20 protein-coding genes and 1 riboswitch are annotated in these 22,699 nt (G+C 44.0%); of the genes, 12 read left to right on the forward strand and 8 right to left on the reverse strand.

The features are described from left to right. Window positions 1-226: 226 nt before the first annotated feature. The 3 genes from KFE26_RS09470 (at window position 227) to KFE26_RS09480 (ending at window position 2,911) form a co-directional block, all read left to right on the forward strand. Window positions 227-1,687 (forward strand): diguanylate cyclase, encoded by a 1,461-nt coding sequence (locus KFE26_RS09470; protein WP_212600240.1) that lies wholly within the window; start codon window positions 227-229, stop codon window positions 1,685-1,687. Between the two features lie 135 nt (window positions 1,688-1,822). After that, window positions 1,823-2,518, forward strand: coding sequence for an MOSC domain-containing protein (locus KFE26_RS09475; RefSeq protein WP_198572493.1), 696 nt, complete (start codon window positions 1,823-1,825; stop codon window positions 2,516-2,518). A 36-nt stretch (window positions 2,519-2,554) separates the two neighbouring features. Then, window positions 2,555-2,911: a DUF4870 domain-containing protein gene (locus KFE26_RS09480; protein WP_105251079.1), complete on the forward strand. Its 357-nt coding sequence runs from the start codon at window positions 2,555-2,557 to the stop codon at window positions 2,909-2,911. 76 nt (window positions 2,912-2,987) lie between these two features. Here the strand turns inward: KFE26_RS09480 and KFE26_RS09485 are convergent, their stop codons facing one another. Together KFE26_RS09485 and KFE26_RS09490 are read right to left on the reverse strand one after the other, a co-directional pair. Further along, window positions 2,988-4,904, reverse strand: coding sequence for a methyl-accepting chemotaxis protein (locus KFE26_RS09485; RefSeq protein ID WP_212600241.1), 1,917 nt, complete (start codon window positions 4,902-4,904; stop codon window positions 2,988-2,990). Between the two features lie 349 nt (window positions 4,905-5,253). Beyond that, a complete protein-coding gene (locus KFE26_RS09490; protein ID WP_105251081.1) occupies window positions 5,254-6,903 on the reverse strand; it encodes an electron transfer flavoprotein-ubiquinone oxidoreductase in 1,650 nt (549 codons plus the stop codon). Between the two features lie 247 nt (window positions 6,904-7,150). Beyond that, a riboswitch (molybdenum cofactor riboswitch) is annotated at window positions 7,151-7,284 on the forward strand. Between KFE26_RS09490 and moaA the strand changes: the two genes are divergently transcribed. The 7 genes from moaA (at window position 7,272) to KFE26_RS09525 (ending at window position 12,216) form a co-directional block, all read left to right on the forward strand. Beyond that, entirely contained in the window at window positions 7,272-8,252 is a 981-nt protein-coding gene (gene moaA, locus KFE26_RS09495) for a GTP 3',8-cyclase MoaA (RefSeq protein ID WP_105251082.1), read from the forward strand. (Overlaps the previous riboswitch by 13 nt.) Before the next feature lie 141 nt (window positions 8,253-8,393). Beyond that, window positions 8,394-8,825 carry a cyclic pyranopterin monophosphate synthase MoaC gene (gene moaC, locus KFE26_RS09500; protein ID WP_409437984.1) on the forward strand — a complete coding sequence of 144 codons (432 nt, stop codon included), beginning with the start codon at window positions 8,394-8,396 and terminating at the stop codon, window positions 8,823-8,825. A gap of 23 nt (window positions 8,826-8,848) precedes the next feature. Further along, complete coding sequence (moaD, locus tag KFE26_RS09505; protein ID WP_212600242.1) at window positions 8,849-9,100, forward strand: molybdopterin synthase sulfur carrier subunit; 252 nt, start codon at window positions 8,849-8,851, stop codon at window positions 9,098-9,100. Window position 9,101: 1 nt separating this feature from the next. After that, a complete protein-coding gene (gene moaE, locus KFE26_RS09510) occupies window positions 9,102-9,569 on the forward strand; it encodes a molybdopterin synthase catalytic subunit MoaE (protein WP_212600243.1) in 468 nt (155 codons plus the stop codon). A 79-nt stretch (window positions 9,570-9,648) separates the two neighbouring features. After that, a complete protein-coding gene (modA, locus tag KFE26_RS09515; RefSeq protein ID WP_212600244.1) occupies window positions 9,649-10,452 on the forward strand; it encodes a molybdate ABC transporter substrate-binding protein in 804 nt (267 codons plus the stop codon). Continuing rightward, a complete protein-coding gene (modB, locus tag KFE26_RS09520) occupies window positions 10,452-11,132 on the forward strand; it encodes a molybdate ABC transporter permease subunit (RefSeq protein WP_212600303.1) in 681 nt (226 codons plus the stop codon). Before modA ends, modB begins: the two co-directional genes overlap by 1 nt. Next, on the forward strand, window positions 11,113-12,216 hold the full coding sequence (locus KFE26_RS09525; protein ID WP_212600245.1) for an ABC transporter ATP-binding protein: 1,104 nt from the start codon (window positions 11,113-11,115) through the stop codon (window positions 12,214-12,216). The genes modB and KFE26_RS09525 overlap by 20 nt, the downstream gene beginning before the upstream one ends. A gap of 41 nt (window positions 12,217-12,257) precedes the next feature. On the opposite strand, the gene KFE26_RS09530 is transcribed toward KFE26_RS09525, so the two are convergent. Beyond that, window positions 12,258-15,617 carry a transporter substrate-binding domain-containing protein gene (locus KFE26_RS09530; protein WP_249195640.1) on the reverse strand — a complete coding sequence of 1,120 codons (3,360 nt, stop codon included), beginning with the start codon at window positions 15,615-15,617 and terminating at the stop codon, window positions 12,258-12,260. Between the two features lie 163 nt (window positions 15,618-15,780). Here KFE26_RS09530 and KFE26_RS09535 point away from each other — a divergent pair, with 163 nt between their 5' ends. Next, a complete protein-coding gene (locus tag KFE26_RS09535) occupies window positions 15,781-16,419 on the forward strand; it encodes a response regulator transcription factor (RefSeq protein WP_212600247.1) in 639 nt (212 codons plus the stop codon). Window positions 16,420-16,421: 2 nt separating this feature from the next. Here KFE26_RS09535 and KFE26_RS09540 read toward each other — a convergent pair whose 3' ends face one another. The 4 genes from KFE26_RS09540 to KFE26_RS09555 all read right to left on the reverse strand — a co-directional run bounded on the left by KFE26_RS09540 (window position 16,422) and on the right by KFE26_RS09555 (window position 21,432). Beyond that, complete coding sequence (locus tag KFE26_RS09540) at window positions 16,422-17,669, reverse strand: hypothetical protein (RefSeq protein ID WP_212600248.1); 1,248 nt, start codon at window positions 17,667-17,669, stop codon at window positions 16,422-16,424. Next, window positions 17,630-20,098, reverse strand: a complete 2,469-nt coding sequence (locus KFE26_RS09545) for a fimbrial biogenesis outer membrane usher protein (protein ID WP_212600249.1) — start codon at window positions 20,096-20,098, stop codon at window positions 17,630-17,632. The genes KFE26_RS09540 and KFE26_RS09545 overlap by 40 nt, the downstream gene beginning before the upstream one ends. A gap of 104 nt (window positions 20,099-20,202) precedes the next feature. After that, entirely contained in the window at window positions 20,203-20,691 is a 489-nt protein-coding gene (locus tag KFE26_RS09550; protein WP_212600250.1) for a CS1 type fimbrial major subunit, read from the reverse strand. 21 nt (window positions 20,692-20,712) lie between these two features. Continuing rightward, window positions 20,713-21,432 (reverse strand): hypothetical protein, encoded by a 720-nt coding sequence (locus KFE26_RS09555; protein WP_212600251.1) that lies wholly within the window; start codon window positions 21,430-21,432, stop codon window positions 20,713-20,715. Between the two features lie 230 nt (window positions 21,433-21,662). Here KFE26_RS09555 and KFE26_RS09560 point away from each other — a divergent pair, with 230 nt between their 5' ends. After that, window positions 21,663-22,403: an EAL domain-containing protein gene (locus KFE26_RS09560; protein WP_212600252.1), complete on the forward strand. Its 741-nt coding sequence runs from the start codon at window positions 21,663-21,665 to the stop codon at window positions 22,401-22,403. Window positions 22,404-22,441: 38 nt separating this feature from the next. Here the strand turns inward: KFE26_RS09560 and KFE26_RS09565 are convergent, their stop codons facing one another. Further along, window positions 22,442-22,606, reverse strand: a complete 165-nt coding sequence (locus tag KFE26_RS09565; protein WP_105251095.1) for a hypothetical protein — start codon at window positions 22,604-22,606, stop codon at window positions 22,442-22,444. Between the last annotated feature and the right edge of the window lie 93 nt (window positions 22,607-22,699).

The raw sequence follows: 22,699 nt of genomic DNA on the forward strand, positions 1-22,699 counted from the left end.
TTTTCTTGTACTTTTCTCCCATTTATTGGTTAGTATGTTTTTGCCTCGTTTCCCCAACGAGGCATTTTTTTGCTCAAAATAAAGTTATTCCATCGTAGAACGCCAATACGACAGAAATCTTGTGCGGCCATGGCGCAATTGCGTTAACATTTATTCAACTAAAATAGTTATCGTTAAATTAAAATAATAAGCCACTCAAGGTGTTCTGTAGTCTTTGGAGTTGAGAATGGGCAATAACGCTTGGAATGATAAAAATAAATTTATTTGGCTTCTGTCTGTTTTGCTTTTGGTCGCCTTTTTAGTGACCAGCGGTATCAGTTACAAAGTGGCCCATGATTCACTGAGCCAACAAATAGAGAGCAATACCTTACCGCTCACAAGTGACAATATTTATTCAGAAATTCAACAGGATTTGTTACGACCCATCTTTATTTCATCCTTGATGGCGCAGGATACCTTTGTTCGGGATTGGACCTTAAGTCATGAGCAAGAGCCCGAAAAACTCATTCGTTACCTTAAGGAAATCCAAGAAAAATACGGTACTGTCACTAGCTTTTTTGTGTCTGAGAAAAGTCGAAATTATTACCATTCCACGGGCATTTTAAAACAAATCCAAGATGTAGAGCCTGACGATGCTTGGTATTTTCGAGTGCGTTCTTTACCTGAATCTGAGCATTATGAGGTCAATATTGATGCCGATACGGCTGACCGCAGTAAGACAACCGTATTTGTGAATTATAAGGTTTTTGATTTTGAAGGAAAATTCATTGGTGTTACTGGTGTGGGGTTGGCGGTTGAAAAGGTTAAAGCCTTAATTGAGTTATATCAAAAGCGTTATAACCGCCGAGTGTTCTTTACCGACCGGCAAGGTAATGTCACTTTGCATGGCGATCAATATGACGGTACGGATTCGCTGCAAACGAACGTAGGGCTTGATAATTTGGCTACGCGTATTTTAACCAGCCCAAGTGCCGCCTTCAGCTATCAGAAAAATGGGAAAACGGTTTATCTCAATAGTCGCTTAGTTCCTGAGTTTAAGTGGTATTTAATTGTTGAGCAGGAGGATGCGCCACAAGAGCGGGAACTGTTAAATACGTTTTGGGGTAATTTGGCGTTAAGCCTAATGGTGACTCTAGGTATTTTATTCATCTCAAACATGACCTTAGGTCGTTATCAGCGCAAACTAGAAATTATGGCGTCTACCGATAAGCTCACTGGCGCCGCTAACCGTCAGGTGTTTGATGAGTACTTTAGGCTGGCGTTAGATAAAGCTAAGCTGACACAATCGCCGATTTCAATACTCTTGCTGGATATCGATCACTTTAAAAAAGTGAACGACAGTTATGGGCATGGGATTGGTGACTTAGTATTAAAAACCATGACTAATATGCTGCGTGGCTTACTACAACAACAGGATATTTTATGTCGCTGGGGCGGTGAGGAGTTTTTAATTTTACTCCCTGAGATGGATTTATCTCGAGCGGCAGAACTGGCAGAACAGATCCGTGACCTCATTTCCCAGCGGGAAATTAAAGTGAATGGATTACACATTTCTATTACTGCCAGTATTGGTGTTGCTGAGCATCAAGTGCAAGAGCCCGCAGAGGACCTTATCAAACGTGCCGATCTGGCCTTGTATCAGGCAAAAGAAGCGGGCCGAAATCAAGTGGTGTTAAATCATTCATAGACTCTACTCGGTTCTTCTTGGCAGCAATGTTTAGCCTACCTTTGTGGGTTATGGCGCGGGTTGATTGTGTTATTGGCGTATCGCGGTTTACACTCTGACAGTAATGCGCGATAGGTCATTGATTTGGAGTTGCAGATGTCAAAGTTGTTGATTAATAAATTGTCTGGATTGTACTTAGGAACTCATCTTCAAGAAATGTCCGGTGTTGCTACGGGGATTGATGGTAAGCAAGCGGCTCAACAACTGTTAGTGCATATCGACCATGTTGAAGGGGACGCGCAGGCCGATCCAAAACACCATGGCGGCCTTGATCGCGTCCTACATCATTTCCCCCGCGAGCACTACGGCCAATATCGTCGTTGGGACTTAATCACCCAGCTCGAAGATGCGCCCAGCATGGGAGAGAACATTAGCACAGTTGGACTGAACGAAACTCAAGTCAATATTGGCGATATCTTGCAAATTGGCGCAGTAAAAGTGCAAGTGACTCAGCCGCGTTCACCTTGTTTTAAATTGAATCTGCAATTTGGCCACAGAGAATTCGCCCTCGCTATGCAGCAAAGCCAATTATGTGGTTGGTTTTATAGAATCTTAACCCCAGGGATTATTCAGTTAAACGATAGGATTGAATTAGTTGAGCGTCGTACTGATATCAGTGTTGCCGAGGCCATGTCACTCTATTTCTCGCCAACGTTTAATGCCAGTGCCTATGATCGTTTAGCTTCCTGCGAGGGATTAGCGCTGAGTTGGGTTAATAGCCTACAACGCCGCTTAGCATTACAGACAGTAGAAGATTGGCAAATGCGTTTATATGGGCCGAGTGGAAAATAAGGCTTTATATTCAAAATGATAAAACAGGGATGACCTATGATTGAACCCGTTACAAAAAGTGATAAAGATTTTGGCTTACTGGTATACGCCTCAAGTTTTATTGGATACCTAGTGCCGTTGGGCTCTATTCTTGGTCCTTTGATCATTTGGCTGATGAAGCGTGAAGAGTCCGCATTTGTCGATCAATGTGGCCGTAGTTGTTTGAACTTTAAATTGAGCCTGTTGATTTATGTGATCATCAGTGGCGTATTAGCTTTGGTCGGCATTGGTTTCATCTTTTTAGCCATACTCGGCATATTCGATTTGGTGTGCACTGTGCTGGCGATTATTAAGGCCAGTGAAGGTAAAGTGTATCGCTATCCATTAACGATTAAATTTATTGCTATGGATTAATTACCTCTGCGAATTAAAGAAAAACGCCTTAGATGGAAACATCTAAGGCGTTTTTTATGGCGTAAGTTTTAAGGTTTTACACCTTAAACTTGGCCACTAAGGTATCTAAGCGGTGTGACAGTTGATTCAAGGCTAAACTCGCCTGTGCCGCCGCTTGTGCAGTATTGGCAGTACGTTGAGTAATGTCATTGATTTCAGTGACGTTACGGTTGATGTCCTCCACAACTGTGGATTGTTCTTCCGTTGCCGCAGCAACTTGGATATTCATGTCGCTGATAAGACCAATGCGATCGCTAATGCCAATTAACGATTTGCTGGCTTCATCAACGGCCACAACGCCTTCGTGGGAGCGGGTACGACTCTGGGCCATCGCATTAACCGCGCGGCTGGCTTCCGATTGCAGTTTGTCGATCATGCCTTGCACTTCATTGGTTGATGCCGCGGTGCGTGAGGCTAAGTTACGTACTTCATCGGCCACGACAGCAAATCCGCGTCCAGCTTCGCCGGCACGTGCAGCTTCAATGGCCGCGTTAAGTGCTAACAAGTTAGTTTGCTCAGAGATTGCGCGGATCACATCTAAAATACCACCGATGGATTTAGTGTGGGTCGCGAGGGACTCAATCACTTCACCCACTTGGCCAACGTCTTTTGACAATTGGTTAATGGTATCGCGGGCACGGGTTACCACAACTTGGCCGCTGCTGGCTTCAGTATCTGCATCTCTGGCGGCAACCGCAGCTTGGGCGGCATTACTGGCAATTTCGTTAACCGTCGCGCCCATTTCATTAATGGCCGTTACCACCATCATAGTGCGATCTTTCTGCTCGTGGCTGTCTTCTAAGGTTTGCTGTGCCTGATTCGACACATCCTTAGCCGAGAAACCGAGCTGTTCGCTGGTTTGTGCCACTTCGATGACCGAATCTTGGATCTTACTGATAAAGCTGTTAAATCCTTTAGCGAGCTGTGCAATTTCATCTTCACCATTGACTGGTAGACGTTGGCGTAAGTCACCTTCACCTTCGCCTATGTCGTGGAACATGGCGGCAACTTGGGCGATTGGACGACTCACTGAACCTGCCACCACGATGGCGAGTACAATAAAGCCCGCTGCAATTATTAGCGTCCAGATTAAGATCTGATAAGCCGCTTCGGTTAATAGTGCGAATACTTCGGCCTCTGGCACCTGTGCGACTAAGTACCAATCCATAGATGCGATATAACTACTGGCGACCAGCATGTTTTCGCCATTGATTTTGGTATTGATCAGATTGAAATCACTGCGGTTTAATAATGAGCTTGAACTCGCATCCTTGTATAAGTTGCTTAGGCTGCTCTTACCAATTTGGCTCGTATCTGGGTGGAGTTTTACCTCACCTTTAGCATCCACTAAGTAGACTAAACCGGTTTCTTCAATCTTAAACGAGCTCAGCAAACGCACCATGTCATCGAGTGATTTAGCAAGCCCGACTAAGCCGCGACCATTGGGTTGTTGGTAGTTGATGAAGAGTTTGACTTCGCCGTTGGCCTCAGTAAATACGTTCAACATACGTTCTTGGCCACTGTCTCGGTAACCAAAAAACCAGCCATCCTGCGCAGGAGTGAGCACTCGCAGAAAACCATCTTGAGTGTAGTAGGCGGCAGTTTGTCTGTCGGCGTAGGAGGCTTGCGCTAGCTTATACTGACGAGTGATGTCTTTGAGTTGGGCTACGACTTGGGTTTCTTGGGCCTGCGGTCTACCGTCTTCGAGCCATTGCAGTAACATGCGGCTACTGGCCAATTGTTCTGCAGCATTCATTAAAGTGGAAATGTCGAGATCGATCTTATTGCGAATTTGCATCATTAAGCTCGGTAATTCCGAACCTAACATCCTTTGTTGTACGACATTTTTCGCGCTACGTTGGCTTAATACGCCGACGAGTATGGTCGACAACAGTACTGCAAATGTCACTGTTAACAGAATTTTCTGCTTAATGGTGAGGTTATTAAATATCATAAATATCAATATGCCTGTGTTGGACTATTTTGAGTTATCGGTCAACGCACTCTTGTACGGTAAAAGATTATCGGACAGAAATGTGAAAAGTTAACCTTAGTCTAGGCCGGTTGCCGAATAAAACAGCGTATAGAACACTTATTTGGCCTAACCTGTTGGTCTTGCTGTAGATCTAATTATGTAGAGTATAGATGGAAATGAGATGGTGATTGAAAACGAACTCTTTTTTGTGTGGCAATTGTGGCCAATGTCGCGAGTAAGGGCAAGCAAAAAAAGTGAACTATTCGTGTAAAAGGTGAAAAAAAAGGCGCTCCATTGAGCGCCATTATTTACATTTATCATCCAAATGTTACATGTTGGGGTAGTTTGGACCACCACCGCCTTCCGGTGTAACCCAAGTGATGTTTTGGCTCGGATCTTTTATGTCGCAGGTTTTGCAATGAATGCAGTTTTGCGCATTGATTACAAACTTGGGTTGACCCGCCTCTTCGACGATTTCATACACGCCTGCTGGGCAGTAACGCTGTGCTGGCTCATTAAACTGAGTCAAGTTAATGCCCAGTGGAATGCTGCTGTCCTTGAGACGTAAATGGCAGGGCTGATCTTCCTCATGATAAGTGCTCGACAGATACACTGAGGACAGTTTATCGAAGCTAAGCTTGCCATCGGGTTTTGGATAATCAATCTTGCTGTAAGCGCTCACAGGTGCCATTTGCGCATAGTCTGGGTGCTCATCACGCAGTGTGATAGGGAACTTTCCGCCAAACCAGTTTTGATCTATATAGTTGAATGCGCCGCCTAAATAGGTACCAAATTTGTGCATTGCTGGACCAAAGTTGCGGGATTTATGCAATTCTTCGTATAGCCAGCTTTCTTCAAGGTGGGTTTGGTAACAGTCGAGATCTTTACCGCCTTCAACCCCAGCCATCATGGCTTTACCTAAGGTTTCTGCTGCAACAATTCCGCTCTTCATCGCAGTGTGAGTGCCTTTGATTTTCGCAAAGTTCAACGTACCCGCGTTGCAGCCTATGATAAGACCGCCAGGAAAACTCATCTTAGGTAGCGAGTTTAAGCCGCCTTTAGTAATCGCGCGGGCGCCGTAACTGAGGCGTTCGCCACCCGTTAAATACTTAGCAATCACAGGGTGGGTTTTATAGCGCTGGAATTCGTCAAATGGGCTCAGATGCGGATTTTTGTAGTTCAAATCAATAATAAGGCCGACCGCAATTTGGTTATCTTCCATGTGATAAAGGAAGCCGCCGCCCGATGCGCCCTCGGTTAATGGCCAGCCACCTGTGTGAACGACTTTGCCTTGTTCGTGTTGCTCGGCGGGGACTTTCCAAATTTCTTTGAAGCCTAAACCGTAATGCTGTGGAGTTTTACCATTATCTAAATGGTATTTTTCGATAAGTTGCTTGCCTAAGTGGCCGCGGCAACCCTCGGAGAAAACGGTATATTTAGCGTGCAACTCCATGCCAGGCATAAAGCTGTCTTTGGGTTCGCCATCGGCACCCACTCCCATATCGCCAATCAAAATACCTTTAACGCTGTTATCGGCGTTAAATAGCAGTTCACTGGCGGCAAAGCCGGGGAATATTTCGACACCAAGTTCTTCTGCGCGATTGGCAAGCCAGCGGGACAGATTACCGACGCTGATAATAAAATTGCCGTCGTTGTGCATGGTTTTTGGCACAAAAGCATTAGGCATGACTCTGCCGTCGGTGGCTGAGCTGAGTAGGTAAATTTCGTCGTGGGTGACAGCGGTTTTTATTGGAGCATCTTTTTCGCGCCAGTCGCTGAATAGCTCGTCTAGCACTTTTGTCTCGAACACTGCGCCTGACAGAATATGCGCGCCCACTTCTGAGCCTTTTTCTACCACACAGACGGTAATTTCTTTACCTGAATCCTGTGATATTTGCATTAATCGACATGCCGTGGCCAAGCCAGCTGGACCAGCACCGACGATAACAACATCGAATTCCATTGATTCGCGTTCCATCAGTTCACCTCTTCCTTCATGTTTCCCCGATTTTTATCGAGTGTTGTAGTTTGTAAACGGGCGTTTTATTGCTTGCACCACCTTACCTGAAAATAAGATAAGGTCACAGTGGATTAAGCTGCTGTTTAGTCTAATTCAATACAAATGTTTAGGTGAGGACTGTCACAGATTATTCACGCTAGCGTGATCTAGGTTAATAAATACCTGTTTAGGGGTATAGCTAGTGAGTACTTTCGGCCTATAATCACCGACGACGGTTCTCCGAGCTTGCCTGCCTAAGTCGAAAGATATGGAGGTGTAGCCGTGGTAATAATGCCACCGGGGTGGGATAAGAAATGCTCTCACCTCCCACACTTGGAAAGGTGATCATGTCTCAATTACAAGACAGCTTTGGTCGAAAATTTCACTATTTACGGATGTCAGTCACTGACGTTTGTAACTTCAAATGCAGTTACTGCCTCCCTGATGGTTATCATCCTGAAGGTAAACCAAAATTCTTATCTCTCAATGAGATAGAAAACTTAGTCTCCGCATTTAGCCAAGTCGGCACCCAAAAAATCCGCATTACAGGCGGTGAACCTACCCTGCGTAAAGACTTTACCGACATCATTCGTGTCGTCGCTGATAACCCGCGCATTCATACTATTGCGACGACCACTAATGGATATCGACTCGAAAAGCATGCCAAAGAATGGTTCGATGCTGGCTTGCGTCGTATCAATGTGTCCGTGGATAGTTTAGATCCCAAAATGTTTTACCAGATCACCGGCGAAAATAAGTTTGATGAAGTGATGCGGGGGATTGATGCCGCCTTGTCAGCAGGTTTCGAGCGAGTAAAAATCAATGCCGTACTGCTTAAAGGTTTAAACGATAAAGATTTGCCACGTTTTTTACACTGGATTAAACACACGCCAATCGACCTGCGTTTTATCGAGCTGATGGAAACGGGTCTTGGTCGTGAGTATTTTGAAGCCCATCACCTAGCGGGCGCCGACATCAAAGCACAGTTACTGGCAGATGGCTGGCAATTAGATACGCCAAGTGCCTCCGATGGTCCAGCCCAAAATTTCAGCCGCAGCGATTATCAGGGCCGTATCGGCTTGATCATGCCCTATGCCAATAATTTTTGTGCTACCTGTAACCGTTTACGGGTATCTGCTAAGGGTAAATTGCACTTGTGCCTCTTTACGGAATCCGGTGTCGATTTACGTGATCTGCTACAGCATTCTAACCAGCAAGCGGAATTAATTGAGCGTCTGCACGGTCAATTAGCCCAGAAGAAAGAAACCCATTACTTGCATCAAGGCATCACAGGTGTCACTCAGCATCTTGCCTCTATTGGCGGCTAGACTAGGTTTTAGGTCTGTTGCCATAGCCAATTTAGCGCGAGTACAAGCAAAATTTCCCTTGTACCCTGTTTTGACCTTAATTAAAGGATCGCTCCAATGAGCAATGTATTTACCCATATTAATGCCGATGGCAATGCCCACATGGTCGATGTCACTGAAAAAGCTGTTACCGAGCGTGAAGCCCGTGCAGAAGCTTTTATCGAGATGGCAAGCACGACACTTGAGATGATCATGAGTGGCAGCCACCACAAGGGTGATGTGTTTGCGACCGCGCGTATTGCGGGCATTCAAGCCGCGAAAAAAACCTCAGACCTTATCCCTCTCTGCCATCCGCTAATGCTGACTAAGGTTGAAGTTGATTTAGAGGCACAACCTGAACATAACCGCGTGCGTATTACTAGCCTGTGCAAGTTATCCGGCAAAACGGGCGTAGAGATGGAAGCGTTAACTGCAGCTTCAGTGGCGGCATTAACTATCTACGATATGTGTAAAGCCGTGCAAAAAGATATGGTGATCTCCCAAGTCCGTCTGTTGGAAAAGCGTGGCGGCAAGTCGGGACATTTTAAGGTTTAGCGGATCAAAAACGAGAGAAGACTATGATTAACGTGTTGTTTTTTGCTCAAGTTCGAGAATTATTGGGTACAGCTAAATTAAGCCTTGAGGCGAGCGAGCAGACACAAACTGCCGAAGCATTACGTGCGACGCTGGCTGCCACCGACGATAAATGGGGCAAAGTATTAAGCTCTGACAAATTGCTGGTGGCGGTAAATCAGACCATTAGCCAATGGGATACGCCTGTAAACGATGGTGATGAAGTCGCCTTTTTCCCACCCGTTACCGGAGGTTAATATGCGCTTATTAGCCGCAGTTCGAGTTCAAGAGGTCGATTTTAGTGTGGCTGACGAATATCGCCAGCTCGCACAAGATGATAGCGATGGTGCCGTAGTCACCTTCGTCGGCAAAGTGCGTGATTTTAACGATGGCGCCGCGGTGACAGACTTAACCTTAGAGCACTATCCTGGCATGACCGAAGCCGTGCTAGAACAAATCGTTGCCGAGGCGCGTAGCCGTTGGCCGCTCAATAAAGTGACGGTTATTCACCGTGTCGGTACTATGGCTCTGGGTGAGCAGATTGTGTTTATCGGCGTAACCAGCGCCCATCGCAAGGCCGCTTTTGCTGCTTGTGAATTCTTAATCGACTTTTTAAAAACCAAAGCGCCATTCTGGAAATTAGAAGCGGGCGAGCAAGGTAAAAGTTGGGTTGAAGCGAAAGATGCCGATGAACAAGCGGCTAAGCTATGGCAACACAAAGACTAGTCGCGTGGCAGAGATACTCGTAGTCACAACGCCGCTTGCCAGTTTAAGACCCGCGCGAATATTGCACTAAGGTGACCCAATGCAGAGTTTGACCCGTTTCTTTCATACCTGTGTTTTTGCATTACTCTGGTGCTTGGCGGTCGTGCCATCTAGCAGTCGAGCGGCGGATAATACAGCGATTCCCGCAATTGCCGCTGCCTCTGATTTACGTTTTGCCCTCGATGATATTAGCCAAAAATTTACCAATGAAACTGGGCTAAAAGTAAAAATATCCTATGGGTCATCGGGCAATTTTGCTACTCAAATCCAAAATGGTGCGCCCTATGAATTATTTTTATCTGCGGATGAAAAATATATTCAGCAATTGCATAGTGCTGGCGTTGCCCGCGATGCTGGCGTGCTTTATGCCCAAGGGCAACTCGCTATTGTTGTACCTAAAATAGGTCGTTTGTCCGTTGATCCTGAACTTAAGGGGTTAGCCGAAGCACTCGCTGCAGGAAAAATTACCCGTTTTGCTATTGCTAATCCTGATCACGCTCCCTATGGCGAAAAGGCCAAAGAAGCATTGCAGTTTGTGCAGTTGTGGGATGCGATTCAACCTAAATTGATCCTCGGGGAAAATGTGTCCCAAGCAGGGCAGTTTGCGATTAGTGGTTCAACCCAGGGCGGGATTATTGCGCTCTCTTTAGCTATGTCTCCTACTTTTGCCAAACATAGTGATTACGCCATAGTGCCAGCAAAAATGCATAGTTCACTGTTTCAGCGTATGGCATTAATGGCCAAGGCGGGTGAAACAGCTCAGCATTTTTACGATTATTTAAGAGCCGATAGTGCTCGTCGTGTTTTGGCCGATTATGGTTTTTCATTGCCAGAGCAACCATGATGGATTGGCAGGCACTTTGGTTATCGGTCAAGCTGAGTGGCATCACAGTTTTAGTGTTGATTCCTTTAGCTATTTTGGCTGGACGGGCATTAGCCTATCGTCAATTTGTCGGCAAATCTTGGGTCGAAGCGCTGATCATGGTGCCCTTAGTATTACCGCCAACTGTGATTGGTTATTACTTGCTGGTGGGGCTTGGCAGTCAAAGTTGGCTCGGACAATGGATTGAGCAAGTCATGGGTCAGCAACTCGTGTTTCACTTTTCAGGTCTGGTTATCGCCTCCGTTTTAGTCAATATTCCCTTCGCTGTGCAGCCGATACAACGCGCCTTCGAAGCTGTGCCGAATGATGTTCGCGACGCAGCCGCTTGTTGCGGCATGAGTCGACTTAAAATTTTACTTAAAATTGAATTGCCTATGGTGTGGCCGGGTGTGTTAACGGCATTCGTTCTGTGCTTCTCCCATGTGCTTGGGGAGTTTGGCGTTGTGCTGATGATGGGCGGCAATATTGCTGGCGAGACTAAGACGATTTCGATTGCAATTTATGACAGTGTGCAATCATTCGATTTTAATGCCGCTGGCACTATGTCATTAGTCTTATTGCTGTTTGCCGTGACGGCGTTAGCACTAACAACCAGTCTATCGCGGCGTTTAGGAGGTCAGCGTGGCGCAAATCATCGCTGATCTGCAGTGTCAGATCCAAAATCACAAACACATTAAACTCAACGCCGATTTCCGCTGTAAAGCGGGTGAAGTACTTGCTGTAGTCGGGCCATCTGGCGGTGGAAAAACCACGCTACTACGGATGATCGCTGGGTTGAATCATCCCGATACGGGACAAATCCACTTTGGCGATCGACCTTGGTTTGATGATAAAGCGCGTATCGCCTTAAGCCCGCAGCAACGCCATATCGGTTATATGCCGCAGCATTTTGGGCTATTTCCGAATCTCACTGCCTTAGAAAATGTAGTCGCCGGGCTGGATCATATTCCCAAGGCGGAGCGCATTCCGCGTGCGAAAGATTGGCTCGAACGGGTCAATCTACAGGGATTACCCGATAGATTACCGGCGCATTTATCGGGCGGCCAGCGCCAGCGCGTCGCCTTAGCGAGAGCGCTTGCCCGTGAACCGTCGGTTTTGTTGCTGGATGAGCCTTTTTCTGCGGTGGACAGGGAAACTCGCGAGCGTTTATACCTTGAGCTTGCGCGCCTCAAAGAGCAGTTACTCTGCCCAGTGATTATGGTCACCCATGACTTAAATGAAGCCTTGCTGCTGGCTGATTCGATGATTTTGATCAGCCAAGGCAAGATGCTACAGCAAGGTGCACCTTTCGAGGTATTGTCGCGGCCACGAAATGAAGCTGTGGCTAGGCAGATGGGGCTAAGAAATATTTTTGATGGTGAAGTGGTATTTCAAGACTGCACTAAAAATCTCACTTGGCTTAAATTTGGCGAGCAGCTAATTGCCTGCGACTATGGCAAAGATCGCCCTGTTGGAAGTCGAGTCCGTTGGGTTATCCCCAATCAAGGTATTCGTTTTAATTCGATATCCAAAGGGCGTTTATGCCGCAGTTTTAATAAATTAGATGTCACGATCGACGCTATGCTAGTGATGGGCGAATCTGTTCGGCTTATCTGCTACGTCACTGGCACCCCATTACAACTTAACACCGAAGTTTCGCTGCATTTTGCCCAAAAGCTTGCTCTTACTAAGGGGATGCAAACTACGGTGGCACTCAAATCCGAACAAATTCATATTTTGGAATAGCTTAGTCCACCATGATAACTCTGAGTAAACCAGCCACCATTTTAGGTGCGATTTCGCATTATCGCGTCTAGCTCAGTTATCAATTGGGCTATTGTCGTTTGAAATTGAGCCAATTCCGCTTCAGCATTATTATTTCCCTGTTGCCTCATTTTTTCTTCGAGTATCCAAGCGTGCTCTGCTATTGATGTGAGCCCTAACATACTGATAGTTCCTGCACATCTATGGATCTTATCCGCAAGTTGAGGTGTTTTAAGTTGGATATCCTGAAGTGAGGTTTCGAGTTCAGTTTTAAACATTAATAGCATTTTGCTTAATGTCTCTTCCCGACCAAAGGCATCCTCTAATATTTTTATATCGATAAGTGCTGGTTTTGCAGAGGGTAGCCATTTCAAAAGCATTTCATACAGCTCATCTAAGTGCAGTGGTTTTGCCAGTAAGTCATCCATCCCAACTGCGATGCACCTTTGCTTCTGCTCATTTAGCACGTTGGCCGTGAGTGCGATGATGGGAATATGTTGCCCCTCGATTTCCTGCGATCTCACTTGTTGGCAAAAAGTGTAGCCATCCATCACTGGCATGCGGCAATCGCATAACACTAAGTCATATTGAGTCTTTTGCATGAGGGCGAGCGCTTGGGCACCGTTATCTGCGATATCGCATGTTAGGCGTAACTGTTTCAGCTGTCGCTGCACCAATATCTGATTAAGTTGATGATCTTCAACTAATAATATTTTGCATTCTGGCCAGTTAAACTTAAATTGAATATCCCTTTGCGGGGTTGAGACAATAGTATCAATCCACCCCATGTTGATGTAACACACATCCTTCACAGCCTGTGATGTTAAGGGGTTAGCATTCAATAAACATTGCTCATTTTGATATCTATAACCCAGTGCTTCATTAAAGTGAGTGCAGAGTATGTGTTGCCGATCATCCGAAGCATTATCAGTAAACAACAGGTCTGCATTGGCTTTATTCTCTGTTAATACAATGCCTAATGAAGCTAAATGCCAAGATAAAGTGTGACGTAATTTTATATCGCCGATGGCGATATATGCTTTTAATCCCTGCAATTGTTCATCAAATTCATTCTGAGCCACCACAGGTAAGCGAATGCGTAAACCAATAAATGTGCCTAAATGAGGGGCGCTATTCAGGATGATGTCGCCGCCCATCATTTCGGCGAGTGTATGGCTAATGGCAAGGCCCAAACCTGCACCACCATAGCTACGTGTTGTCGAGACATCAGCTTGCTCAAAAATATTGAATATTCGCGCTTGAGTCTCAGTGTTCATGCCGATACCCGTATCTTGTACGCCAATGAGCAGTAATTGTTGACCTTCTTGTTCGGCTTCAAGCTTGACTGAGACTTCAATAAACCCGCGTTCAGTGAATTTAATGGCGTTATTTACCCAATTGAATAGGATTTGCTTTATGCGAAGACTGTCTCCTGTTACCCGTGCTGCTACGCCTTGGTCAACGTGTAAGTAGAGGCTTAAGCCTTTAGTGCGTAAATCATTCATGACCATATTAAGCGTACTATCGAGAACTTCACGTAATAGTATTGGTGTTGATTCTAGACGCATTTTTCCCATGTCTATTTTAGAAAAATCGAGAATATTATTAATGATTTGGAGGATTTCTTCCGCGCCATTACTAATGATTTGCACCATTTGTTTTTGTTCTATGCCAAGAGGGGTAAAGCTGAGTTGCTCTGCCATACCCACGAGCCCATTCATGGGCGTGCGGATCTCATGGCTCATGGCTGCGAGAAATTCAGCTTTTCTTTTAGTGGCTTGCTCGGCGTTTTCTTTTGCGATGGCTAGAGCATTTTCGACGATACGCCGTTTATTGATTTCTTGCCTGAGTTTTAAATAGGCTATGGTTAAGCCGCCAATGAAAAGCAGTAAACCTATCGCAATCGGCAGTAGTGTTTTAAGTAAAGTGTGCCAAGAGATGCCTTCGCTGTAATTTACGGCTAGCCAAGTATTGCGGATCTGCTGTTTTTCTTTCTCACTCATACTGGAGAAAACACGGTTAATTAATGGGATAAGTGGCCAATAAGGTTCACGAACGGCAACAGCGAGTTCATCTTTATAAGGCGTTGGTGCCGCTACTCGTAATTCATCGTCAAATTTGTCGTCGATAAGCATAGTCACAACGGCCAAATTACCTATGTAAGCCGCTGCTTTGCCCTTTGCGACTAAGGTCAGACCTTCGTCGGGATTGGCAGAAACTACAACATCGATATTCGGATAGGCTTTTTTAATGCTTGGCAGCAGTAGATTATCTGTGATGACCACGCGTTGAAAGTTCAGTTCTGACAGCCCCGCGATTCGCGGACTGTTGCGGGCAGTGGCTATAACAATAGGGAAAGACGTAAACACTTCGCTCATGTGCCAGTTTGGATATCGTGCTTTTAATCTCGTTGGAATAATGGCGAGATCAATCTCATGGTTAACGAGTGCGCTTTGGATTTCATCCCACGTTCTGGTTTTTTGTGCCGCATAATCTAGCCCTAGCTTTTCTCTAAATTGCTCAAGGTAATCAGCAAGTAAACCAACCAAGATGCCTTTATTGTTAACCGAAGAGAATGGCATCCAATGACTTACAAATCCGACTCTGAGTGAAGGTAAACCTGCCAGCCATTCGCGTTCATTGGGTCTAAGTAGAAAATTACTGTGGCCTAAAAAATGAAGATCGCCCATACCTAGCCAAGTCACTTCGAGAGCATTGCGCTCTTCGACACTCAGAGCCATTAAGGCATTATCGAGTTGTGTTACAAGCAGGCTATTGTTCTTCGTGATCCCTAAATGTAAGTTTTCCATCATCAGGGGGGCTTGGGCAACGATAAGAAGTTCAGGGTGTGCACTAATGTATTGGTTAGCAACATGAAGATTACCGATATAGGCATCGGTCGTTTTATCAATGACGGAGGAAAGTGCTTGTTCTGTATTAGAAAATGTTACTTCTGTTACGGTTGGATAATGCAGTTTGACTAATTTCTCAGTCGAGAATCCTTTTTCAACGGCGATCCGAGCTTGGCCAAATTCACTCACATCGCGAAAAAATCGGCTGTCGTAACGAATAACGACAACAGTGGGAGAGGTGTAGTATGAGCGGCTAAACATAAGGCATTGAGTACGTTCAACAGTACGAAAAGCGTCAAGCAAGACATCGACTTCCCCATTACAGCCAGCAGAATAGAGGCTCATCCAATTGGGATAAACCTTCCAGTCAATTTGATAATTAAGATTTTTGGCGAGCAGTTGTATGAGTTCGACACTAAATCCCGTTGTTATCTGGTCATTAATTTGTTGAAAAGGTCCCCAGCCGTTGGCGAGTACGCCTACTCTAATTGTTGTGGTTTTGGGCTGTTCGGCATGTGTGATAAAAGTCATGCATAGCAGGGATAAGCAACTGAAGATGCAAAGAAGTTGGTAACGCATTTTTTGAGTAGCACTCATCTCTATGACCAAAGTGTATTAAGTCTCGAAAAAAACACCGATGCCAAGTAGTATAGATAAGGCATCCATAAGTTCACATTATCACGAGGAGTTATATATGGCTTTTAAGATCATCCTTGCCGACGATCACCCTATTATACTCACTGGCGTGCGTAGTTTGATGGCTGAAATGCAGCCAAGTTGTGACATTGTTGCTGAAGCAAATAATGTTTCCGAATTATGGCGTACATTAGAACAACATGAATGTGACTTATTGATCACAGACTTTAGTATGCCTAATGATGACAATGTCGATGGTATGGCCATGATTAAACAGCTAAGGCGAAAATATCCAAATTTACCCATAATAGTGTTGACTCAAGTACATAATTTAGGTGTATTACAAGCGTTGTTACAGATTGGAATACAAGGCTTATTATTAAAAAAATCAGTCATTGCCGAATTAGAAAAAACAGTTAAAAAAGTATTGTTAGGCTCTGTTTACATTGGCGAAACCGTCCGTGAATTATTAAATGAACAAGGTATTAATCAATATACCATCCCTGTTGAACTTTCACTGAAAGAAATAGAAGTGGTACGTTTACTGGCAAATGGTATGTCAGTGACTCAAGTTGCCAGTTATTTACACCGCAGTGTAAAAACCATTAGTACCCAAAAAAACAATGCGATGCAAAAACTCGGTTTAAAGAGTGACAGTGAGTTGTTTCATTATGCACAGCAACAGGGCTTGTTTTAATGTTAAAGTGGAGGGATTTCAGCCTCGAACATAATCGTCACATCCCCTTGGTAAGTGCTTCCTGGATATTTCATCATTTCAGTTAAGTTGGTTTTGCTAATTTCAAACAATAGCTTTCTTGCAACATTGATATATTCCCTATCTGTATTTGTAAAATGGTACTTTGATGTCGATAGCGGATATGATTTCCCTTCACCATTGATATAACTGATTTCAATATTTGTTTTGTGACTGTTTTTAATGTTTTTCAGCTGACACTGGCCATTGTTTTGATATTGGCAATAACTCAATGAAACATCAAATGGTGCGCTAAACCAAAGCTTAAACGGCAATTCAGCCTTCAAGTTTGGGGGTGTTTTTCCACTATTAATCCATTGAAACCAGCCCTTGGGCGGTTGCAATATCACTTTATTGCTGCCAGCAGGGAACTCAACCTTAAGTTGATGCGTGACCCTTAAAGTAAATTCTATCGTTACGTTTGAGTCTGAATAGGTCGCATCGCCAAAATCGAGATCTTTATTGCGTCCAAGGCTCAACGTTAAGCTGCCCTTATAAGTGCCATTTTCCATTTTTAAAGGATCGGGGGGTTGCAGCTTATAGCCAATATAAATTCTTCTAAGAGTGATTTTGTCTGAAGAGAAAGATGATTGGAATTTATTGTAATAACACACTCCACCAGATTTTTGATTGGCATTTTTTATGTCGTAGAAATAATCCAATGACCAAGCGCCTGCCCATATGTTTAGTCTAAAGTTACAATCACCTTGCACATTATGTTCAGGCCAGTACGTTCCAGTTGTGCCAGCCTCTTTTATTATATTGGGTGTTTGAGCTGCACCGATTTGCGTTAATTGAAACTTCATTTTATAGACTTTGCCACTTCCTACCTTAGTTAATTCAATAGTTTTCTCTCCGGTAAATTTTTGATATGTGATCGCATGTTCTAATTTACCATCATTACTAATGAGCCTTGAGGTAATGTTTGTCGGTATACTAATAGCTTGTTCTTTGTCTAATGAGGCTGTACCTTTGCACCAAAAATCACCGTTCGCAGCTTCAGGCACTGAACATGGTGTCGTGTTAATAAACTTACTACCATTAATATCATAGGGCGCAGGTTTATATTCAGCGGTGACTTGAATGGTAGCCGCTTCTGTTAATGGGCTGAGTAGTAGATAGCCCATCAAAGTATATAAAGCGTAACGATAATTCACTTGGCTAGGTTCTCTGTTAATGTTTGTTGTGCCCATGTTTGGGCATTACAAGTGATATTGCCTAATAGCAATAGATTCTGTTCACGTTTAACTCGGTGTAAATCGAGTTCAAGGTTGCACTCTTGTATACCTTGATACTCCACTTGCAAGCTCGGATGGTGTTCACTCATTTCGACGGCAAAAAAGCCATCGGCCTCACTCAAGCTGCGCCCCGCATGGTTGGCTATGAGCGCGCCTTTAAGCGGCAATCCCTGTTGATTCACTAAGCGGCCAATCACAGTAACAGTCTTCATGACTCTGATTTGTTGGTAACTGACGCCTCCCTTATTGAGGTGGTAGTGCAATACGCTCGGTTGGATGACTGAGGGTGTGTCATCGTAGTCTTGTATGGCGAGTTGTACGCTACCACTGCGATAGGCGGTCACTGGCACTAAGTTGCGCCCAGGCTTTAAGGTGACACTGCCACCGTGCTCATCTTCTGCTTGTAAAAGGATGTCTGGGGTATCAGCTATGACATCGATTATCATGCCCGCATCGTGGTTTTGGCTTTGGCCTGAGATGCTGAGTTCACCTTGTTGCCCTAGTGCAAGCATACTATCGAGGTTTATGCCGCCTGTGATGCCGCTGTTATAGGAGGATGACTGTGCATAGGCATCCCCGCTAACAATATTGTTGCTAAAGCGGCTATTGGCGGTTGCGCCAACACCATAGCTATCCGTGTTTAGTCCCATCCCTATGGTTTCAATGCCACGCCAGTCTAGTTGCTGTTGGTAATCAACATAGGCATGCTGTTCTTGCCCGCCAGAACGTGAAGTTCTGCTGCCTAAGCCACCACCCATTCGACGCGTTTGATCGCCTAAGTTCATACTGAAATAAAGTGCTCCGCCTTGGTCGCGCTGGCCTGAAGTGTTAATGCTGCTGGGACGATCGAACGCATTTAAACTCCAGCTCATTTGGCGTCCCCAGAGTTTGCCGTTGTACTGCCAACCTAAATCAATGCCTTGACCTTGCTCAGATTGATGTGACAAATAGGCCGAAACAGAGTGACCATTTCCTAAGTTATGTTGCAAAGATACACTTGTCTTTTGGGGATTAGAGTTCGTGATATCACTACTTTGCGATTGATTGAGCTGTTGCTGATGGCTGAGTACAAAGCTGCCGTGTCTATAGCTATAAACTGCTTGCAAATCAAAATCGCTGCCCTGTTGTTCATTCATCACCCAGTTACCAAAAAAGCGCAGTTGTTGGTTCCAGTCCCAATCAGCCGAAATGCTGTAGTGCCAACCTTTATCCATAAATTGAGCCGCAGCGCCAAGGATGATCGCCGGTGTTAATAAGTAGTTTGCGAGTACCCCCGTGCTGAGTCCGCGTCTGCTTTCATCATCCCAATTCGTTATTTCTTGTAACTTTTCTCCAGCAAACAAGTTCACCCGAAAGGGCTCTTCAGTGTTTTGCCATTGAATGGGTTTGTTAATGATTTCTCGACGACGTTCAGTGACTTGGCCATCTTCTAGAATCCGAATTTCAACTTCATATATGCCAGATGGTAATACTTTAGTATCAATGGCTTGTAAGCCAGCGTTAATCTGTTGCGAGTTGATCAATTGTCCATTTTGATAGATTTCTACCACACCTGCACGATTCGGAGTGACATAAATGGGTGTGGCACTGGCATAGGCTTGATCGACCAATAACTGATTAGAGTCACCCAACATCACGCCCATCACAGCTTGTGAGCTGCCGCTATAAATGATGGGCTGACGAACTAAACCTTGGGCATAAGGGGAGAAATACCCGAGTCGATAGAAGTGTCCTTCGTTTTGGTGTTCTGTATACAACTGTTGAATAGTCGAGTTGAGTGTCTCTTCATTATTTTGAGTGACTTCACCTTCAAGCAGTGTGGTCCACTGGCCTAAACTTGCTTGGGCTTGCAAATTATAACGGCCTGCGTAATCGCTCTCATTGGATTGACTCCAATTGAGTTGTTGTCGAAATAGCGCGCCGTAGCTGCCTTGTTCAGGCAAGGCATAGTAGTGTGAGTTTGATGGCTGCTTTTCGATATTGGCCGTTAAAATAGATAATTGAGAGTTCTCCAAATTATATTCAATCGCTAATATGCCGCCCTGACAGCCTTTTGAGCACAAACCCAACTTATGTTTTTGGTTTAATTGCGCTATCCATAATTGTTGCTGACGTTCGTCAAGATCGCTTTCGCTCACGTCTATGAGTTTTAATAGTTGCACACTGGTATCGAGTCCTAACACTATTTCACCTTCGCCAAGCAATTTATTATCAATGGTGATTCTTACTGTTAATGGGGCATTGAAAAAATGCTCAGAAAATCCATCAGGTAAGTCTTGATATTGCTTTAGCAGCTTGAGCGAGTCCGATGGCGTGTTATTAGCCAAAGAGCAAGAGCTAAAGATTAGCGTTGCGATCAGAATAGTCAGGATCAAAGATGACAAGTGTGTTGCCTCATATCGAAAAAATGAAAAGCATGAGTCGTTAACTTGAAAATTAATAAAGCTCCCTTTGCGGGAGCTTTTTTGAAATTTAACTTAATAAATCTCTATGGTTTTTTAGGTGGTGCTTCAGATTCGAAAATCATATTGACCATGCCTTGGTAGTTACCTGCGACATAGCCGCTTGCTGGGACAGTTGGAATGATCTCTAGTCCAAGGGTTTTACCCGTTTTAGCATTGTCGACATCGACTAATTCTGTCGCAGATGTCTTCAGTTCAATACCGCCCACTTTAACTGTTAGTGCAATATTATCATTGCCACTGGCGATAATGGCTGGGTTTGATAAGTAACCTGTAATAGCACCAATGGTACTTTTAACTTCTAGTTGCTTATTTAATTGATCTAGCTTTTTTGTATGGGCGTTATATGCTAACTTTTGCTGGCTGTTGATCCAGTTATCATTGCCTGTTGGTTGCACAAAAAAGTTCTCTGACGGAATTTGTGCAATCACAGTGACTTGATGTTCAATCTTTTCAGCCGCAAATGAGTTCATGGCCACTAATAAGGTTATTGGGGCCGCTTTCCATATTTTCATTACAGTCTCCTTTAGGATGCATTAGTTACCAATAACTATGCTTTTGGTTTTATCACCTTCAATCAATTGAAAGTGATAGCTTTCGTTACTATTTTTTACCAGTTGTTTTTTTGAACCGGGTAAGATGTGCAATTTGGTCGCTGTGGAACACTCTTTGGTTTTTTTGTTACATGATTCAAAAAAATCTAAAATGATAGTCGTATTCCCGTTATTTTTTATTTCTGCGCTATTTGTGTCTTCCGTTATTTCAGTTGAGTATTTAGGTTCTTCTGGGGTGATAAATAAAAATGCCCCATAACCTGTTAGTATTTGTATTCCGGCCGTGAGTTCTTCACGAATTTTTTCAGTTTTTTGCTCATCAAATCCATCATTGTTTTTTGGCTGCACTGGTACAAAGCGAACTCTAAAGTAACGTTCTGTGTCTTTTTTATCTAAGAATAACAATCTCGTTGCTTGTACTCCCTTGGCTGGGATAATTAAGCGAGACGGGCTCGCTATCAAGGCGCGGTTTTCTGTTTCCTGTTCTGGCACTTCATAGGGTTGGCCATTTTCATCATATTTTATTTCGTTAATCGATATTTTAATAAATGCGGTTGAATCACCTATGTTCATTATTTTTTTCAAATAAGTGGTTTTATTGCTAGGCATATAGTCAAATAAGGTTCCTATGCTTATTTCTGCCGCAGCATAAACTTGAGAGCTATAAAAAATAATACCAAACAGCGCTAAATATAATCGCATTATTATTGAGTTACCTTGTATTGAGTTGCCTTTATTTCATTTTTGGTTGATGTTGCTGTTCGATTGGAACAACATTTTAGCTGTATTTTATATGGATGATTTTTATGCGTTAATAGGAATAGTCCTATAATAAAGTGCAGTGATTTTTTTGTTTTTAGGATTTATCTGATAGAAACGAGTGCCAATTTAGTTAAAAATAAGTCAGATATATTAATATTCTGTAGGTATCTATGCTGTCAGTTAAGCGTAAAAAAGTGAGTGAAGATATTGCAAGCTGCATTATGTCTGATGTGGTTATGCCTTTTTATCAGCCTATTATCGGGGTTGATAAAACCGTTATAGGATATGAAGCACTTGCACGCCGTTGGGATGCCAAGCGTCATGCATATACAGGTATTGATTTTTTATTGTTAGATAAAAATGCTGCTTTGCATATTGATATATGGATGTTGAGGTCGATTATCAAAGACTTACCTCGATTAGCCGATCAAGGCGTTGGCATACTGTCCATTAATTTAAATCCCATGCCATACAGTGTGACTTACCAAAATTTATTACAAATGCTGTTGCTTCAAGCAAAAGTGCTGTGCATCAAAATTTGGTTTGAAGTGTTAGAACACACTTTATTAGATGATAAACAGCATGAATTGATTGAAATGTTACGGGCACGAGGAGCCAGCATCGTACTGGATGATTTTGGCACCCAAGAATGTAATTTCTTGCGTATGATGGTATTGCCCTATGATGTCATCAAGTTAGACCGTTCCCTTTTGCTGCAAGCTTGTTGCTCTTCACATTCAATGCGTATGTTGACGAGCTTAGTTGAGTATTTACAGCGATTAGGAATGCAGGTTGTTTGTGAAGGTGTGGAGACTTTGACGCACATTGATGTGGCAACCTTATTGGGATGCGATTATCAACAGGGGTATGCCCATGCTATGCCTGCGCCGATTTCACACTGGGATAGTTAGGGCGAATCACGCACTAGCTGCAAATTAACTGAGGCTGTTTATTTCGTTTTTCGCTTACCGAGTAATCCAATCCAAAATGTCCCTTCCAATAGCATGCCTAAGATGATGAACACCAATGCACTGGTGGCGCTGCCATAGGCATAAGCGCTTAATGCTGCTATTAGTAACAAGCTTAAGCTTATCCATCGTATGACTGGTTTCATTTTCGCTCCGATTTAAAAATACCGTTACCTGACGCTAAGTTATCTGACTTTAGTCGAGGGCGATTTATTTGCCAATCCCACTTTTTAATGACA

This window comes from Shewanella sp. M16 (genome assembly GCF_018224605.1).
Lineage (GTDB): Bacteria > Pseudomonadota > Gammaproteobacteria > Enterobacterales > Shewanellaceae > Shewanella > Shewanella oncorhynchi.

Bases quoted from the DNA above. Each gene is read 5' to 3' on its own strand.
- KFE26_RS09490 (WP_105251081.1), bottom strand. From the start codon at position 6,903: ATGGAACGCGAATCAATGGAATTCGATGTTGTTATCGTCGGTGCTGGT.
- KFE26_RS09565 (WP_105251095.1), bottom strand. From the start codon at position 22,606: ATGAAACCAGTCATACGATGGATAAGCTTAAGCTTGTTACTAATAGCA.
- moaC (WP_409437984.1), top strand. From the start codon at position 8,394: ATGGTCGATGTCACTGAAAAAGCTGTTACCGAGCGTGAAGCCCGTGCA.
- KFE26_RS09470 (WP_212600240.1), top strand. From the start codon at position 227: ATGGGCAATAACGCTTGGAATGATAAAAATAAATTTATTTGGCTTCTG.
- KFE26_RS09560 (WP_212600252.1), top strand. From the start codon at position 21,663: ATGCTGTCAGTTAAGCGTAAAAAAGTGAGTGAAGATATTGCAAGCTGC.
- moaA (WP_105251082.1), top strand. From the start codon at position 7,272: ATGTCTCAATTACAAGACAGCTTTGGTCGAAAATTTCACTATTTACGG.
- KFE26_RS09475 (WP_198572493.1), top strand. From the start codon at position 1,823: ATGTCAAAGTTGTTGATTAATAAATTGTCTGGATTGTACTTAGGAACT.
- modA (WP_212600244.1), top strand. From the start codon at position 9,649: ATGCAGAGTTTGACCCGTTTCTTTCATACCTGTGTTTTTGCATTACTC.
- KFE26_RS09480 (WP_105251079.1), top strand. From the start codon at position 2,555: ATGATTGAACCCGTTACAAAAAGTGATAAAGATTTTGGCTTACTGGTA.
- KFE26_RS09485 (WP_212600241.1), bottom strand. From the start codon at position 4,904: ATGATATTTAATAACCTCACCATTAAGCAGAAAATTCTGTTAACAGTG.
- KFE26_RS09555 (WP_212600251.1), bottom strand. From the start codon at position 21,432: ATGCGATTATATTTAGCGCTGTTTGGTATTATTTTTTATAGCTCTCAA.
- KFE26_RS09550 (WP_212600250.1), bottom strand. From the start codon at position 20,691: ATGAAAATATGGAAAGCGGCCCCAATAACCTTATTAGTGGCCATGAAC.
- moaD (WP_212600242.1), top strand. From the start codon at position 8,849: ATGATTAACGTGTTGTTTTTTGCTCAAGTTCGAGAATTATTGGGTACA.
- KFE26_RS09540 (WP_212600248.1), bottom strand. From the start codon at position 17,669: ATGGGCACAACAAACATTAACAGAGAACCTAGCCAAGTGAATTATCGT.
- modB (WP_212600303.1), top strand. From the start codon at position 10,452: ATGGATTGGCAGGCACTTTGGTTATCGGTCAAGCTGAGTGGCATCACA.
- KFE26_RS09535 (WP_212600247.1), top strand. From the start codon at position 15,781: ATGGCTTTTAAGATCATCCTTGCCGACGATCACCCTATTATACTCACT.
- KFE26_RS09530 (WP_249195640.1), bottom strand. From the start codon at position 15,617: ATGACTTTTATCACACATGCCGAACAGCCCAAAACCACAACAATTAGA.
- moaE (WP_212600243.1), top strand. From the start codon at position 9,102: ATGCGCTTATTAGCCGCAGTTCGAGTTCAAGAGGTCGATTTTAGTGTG.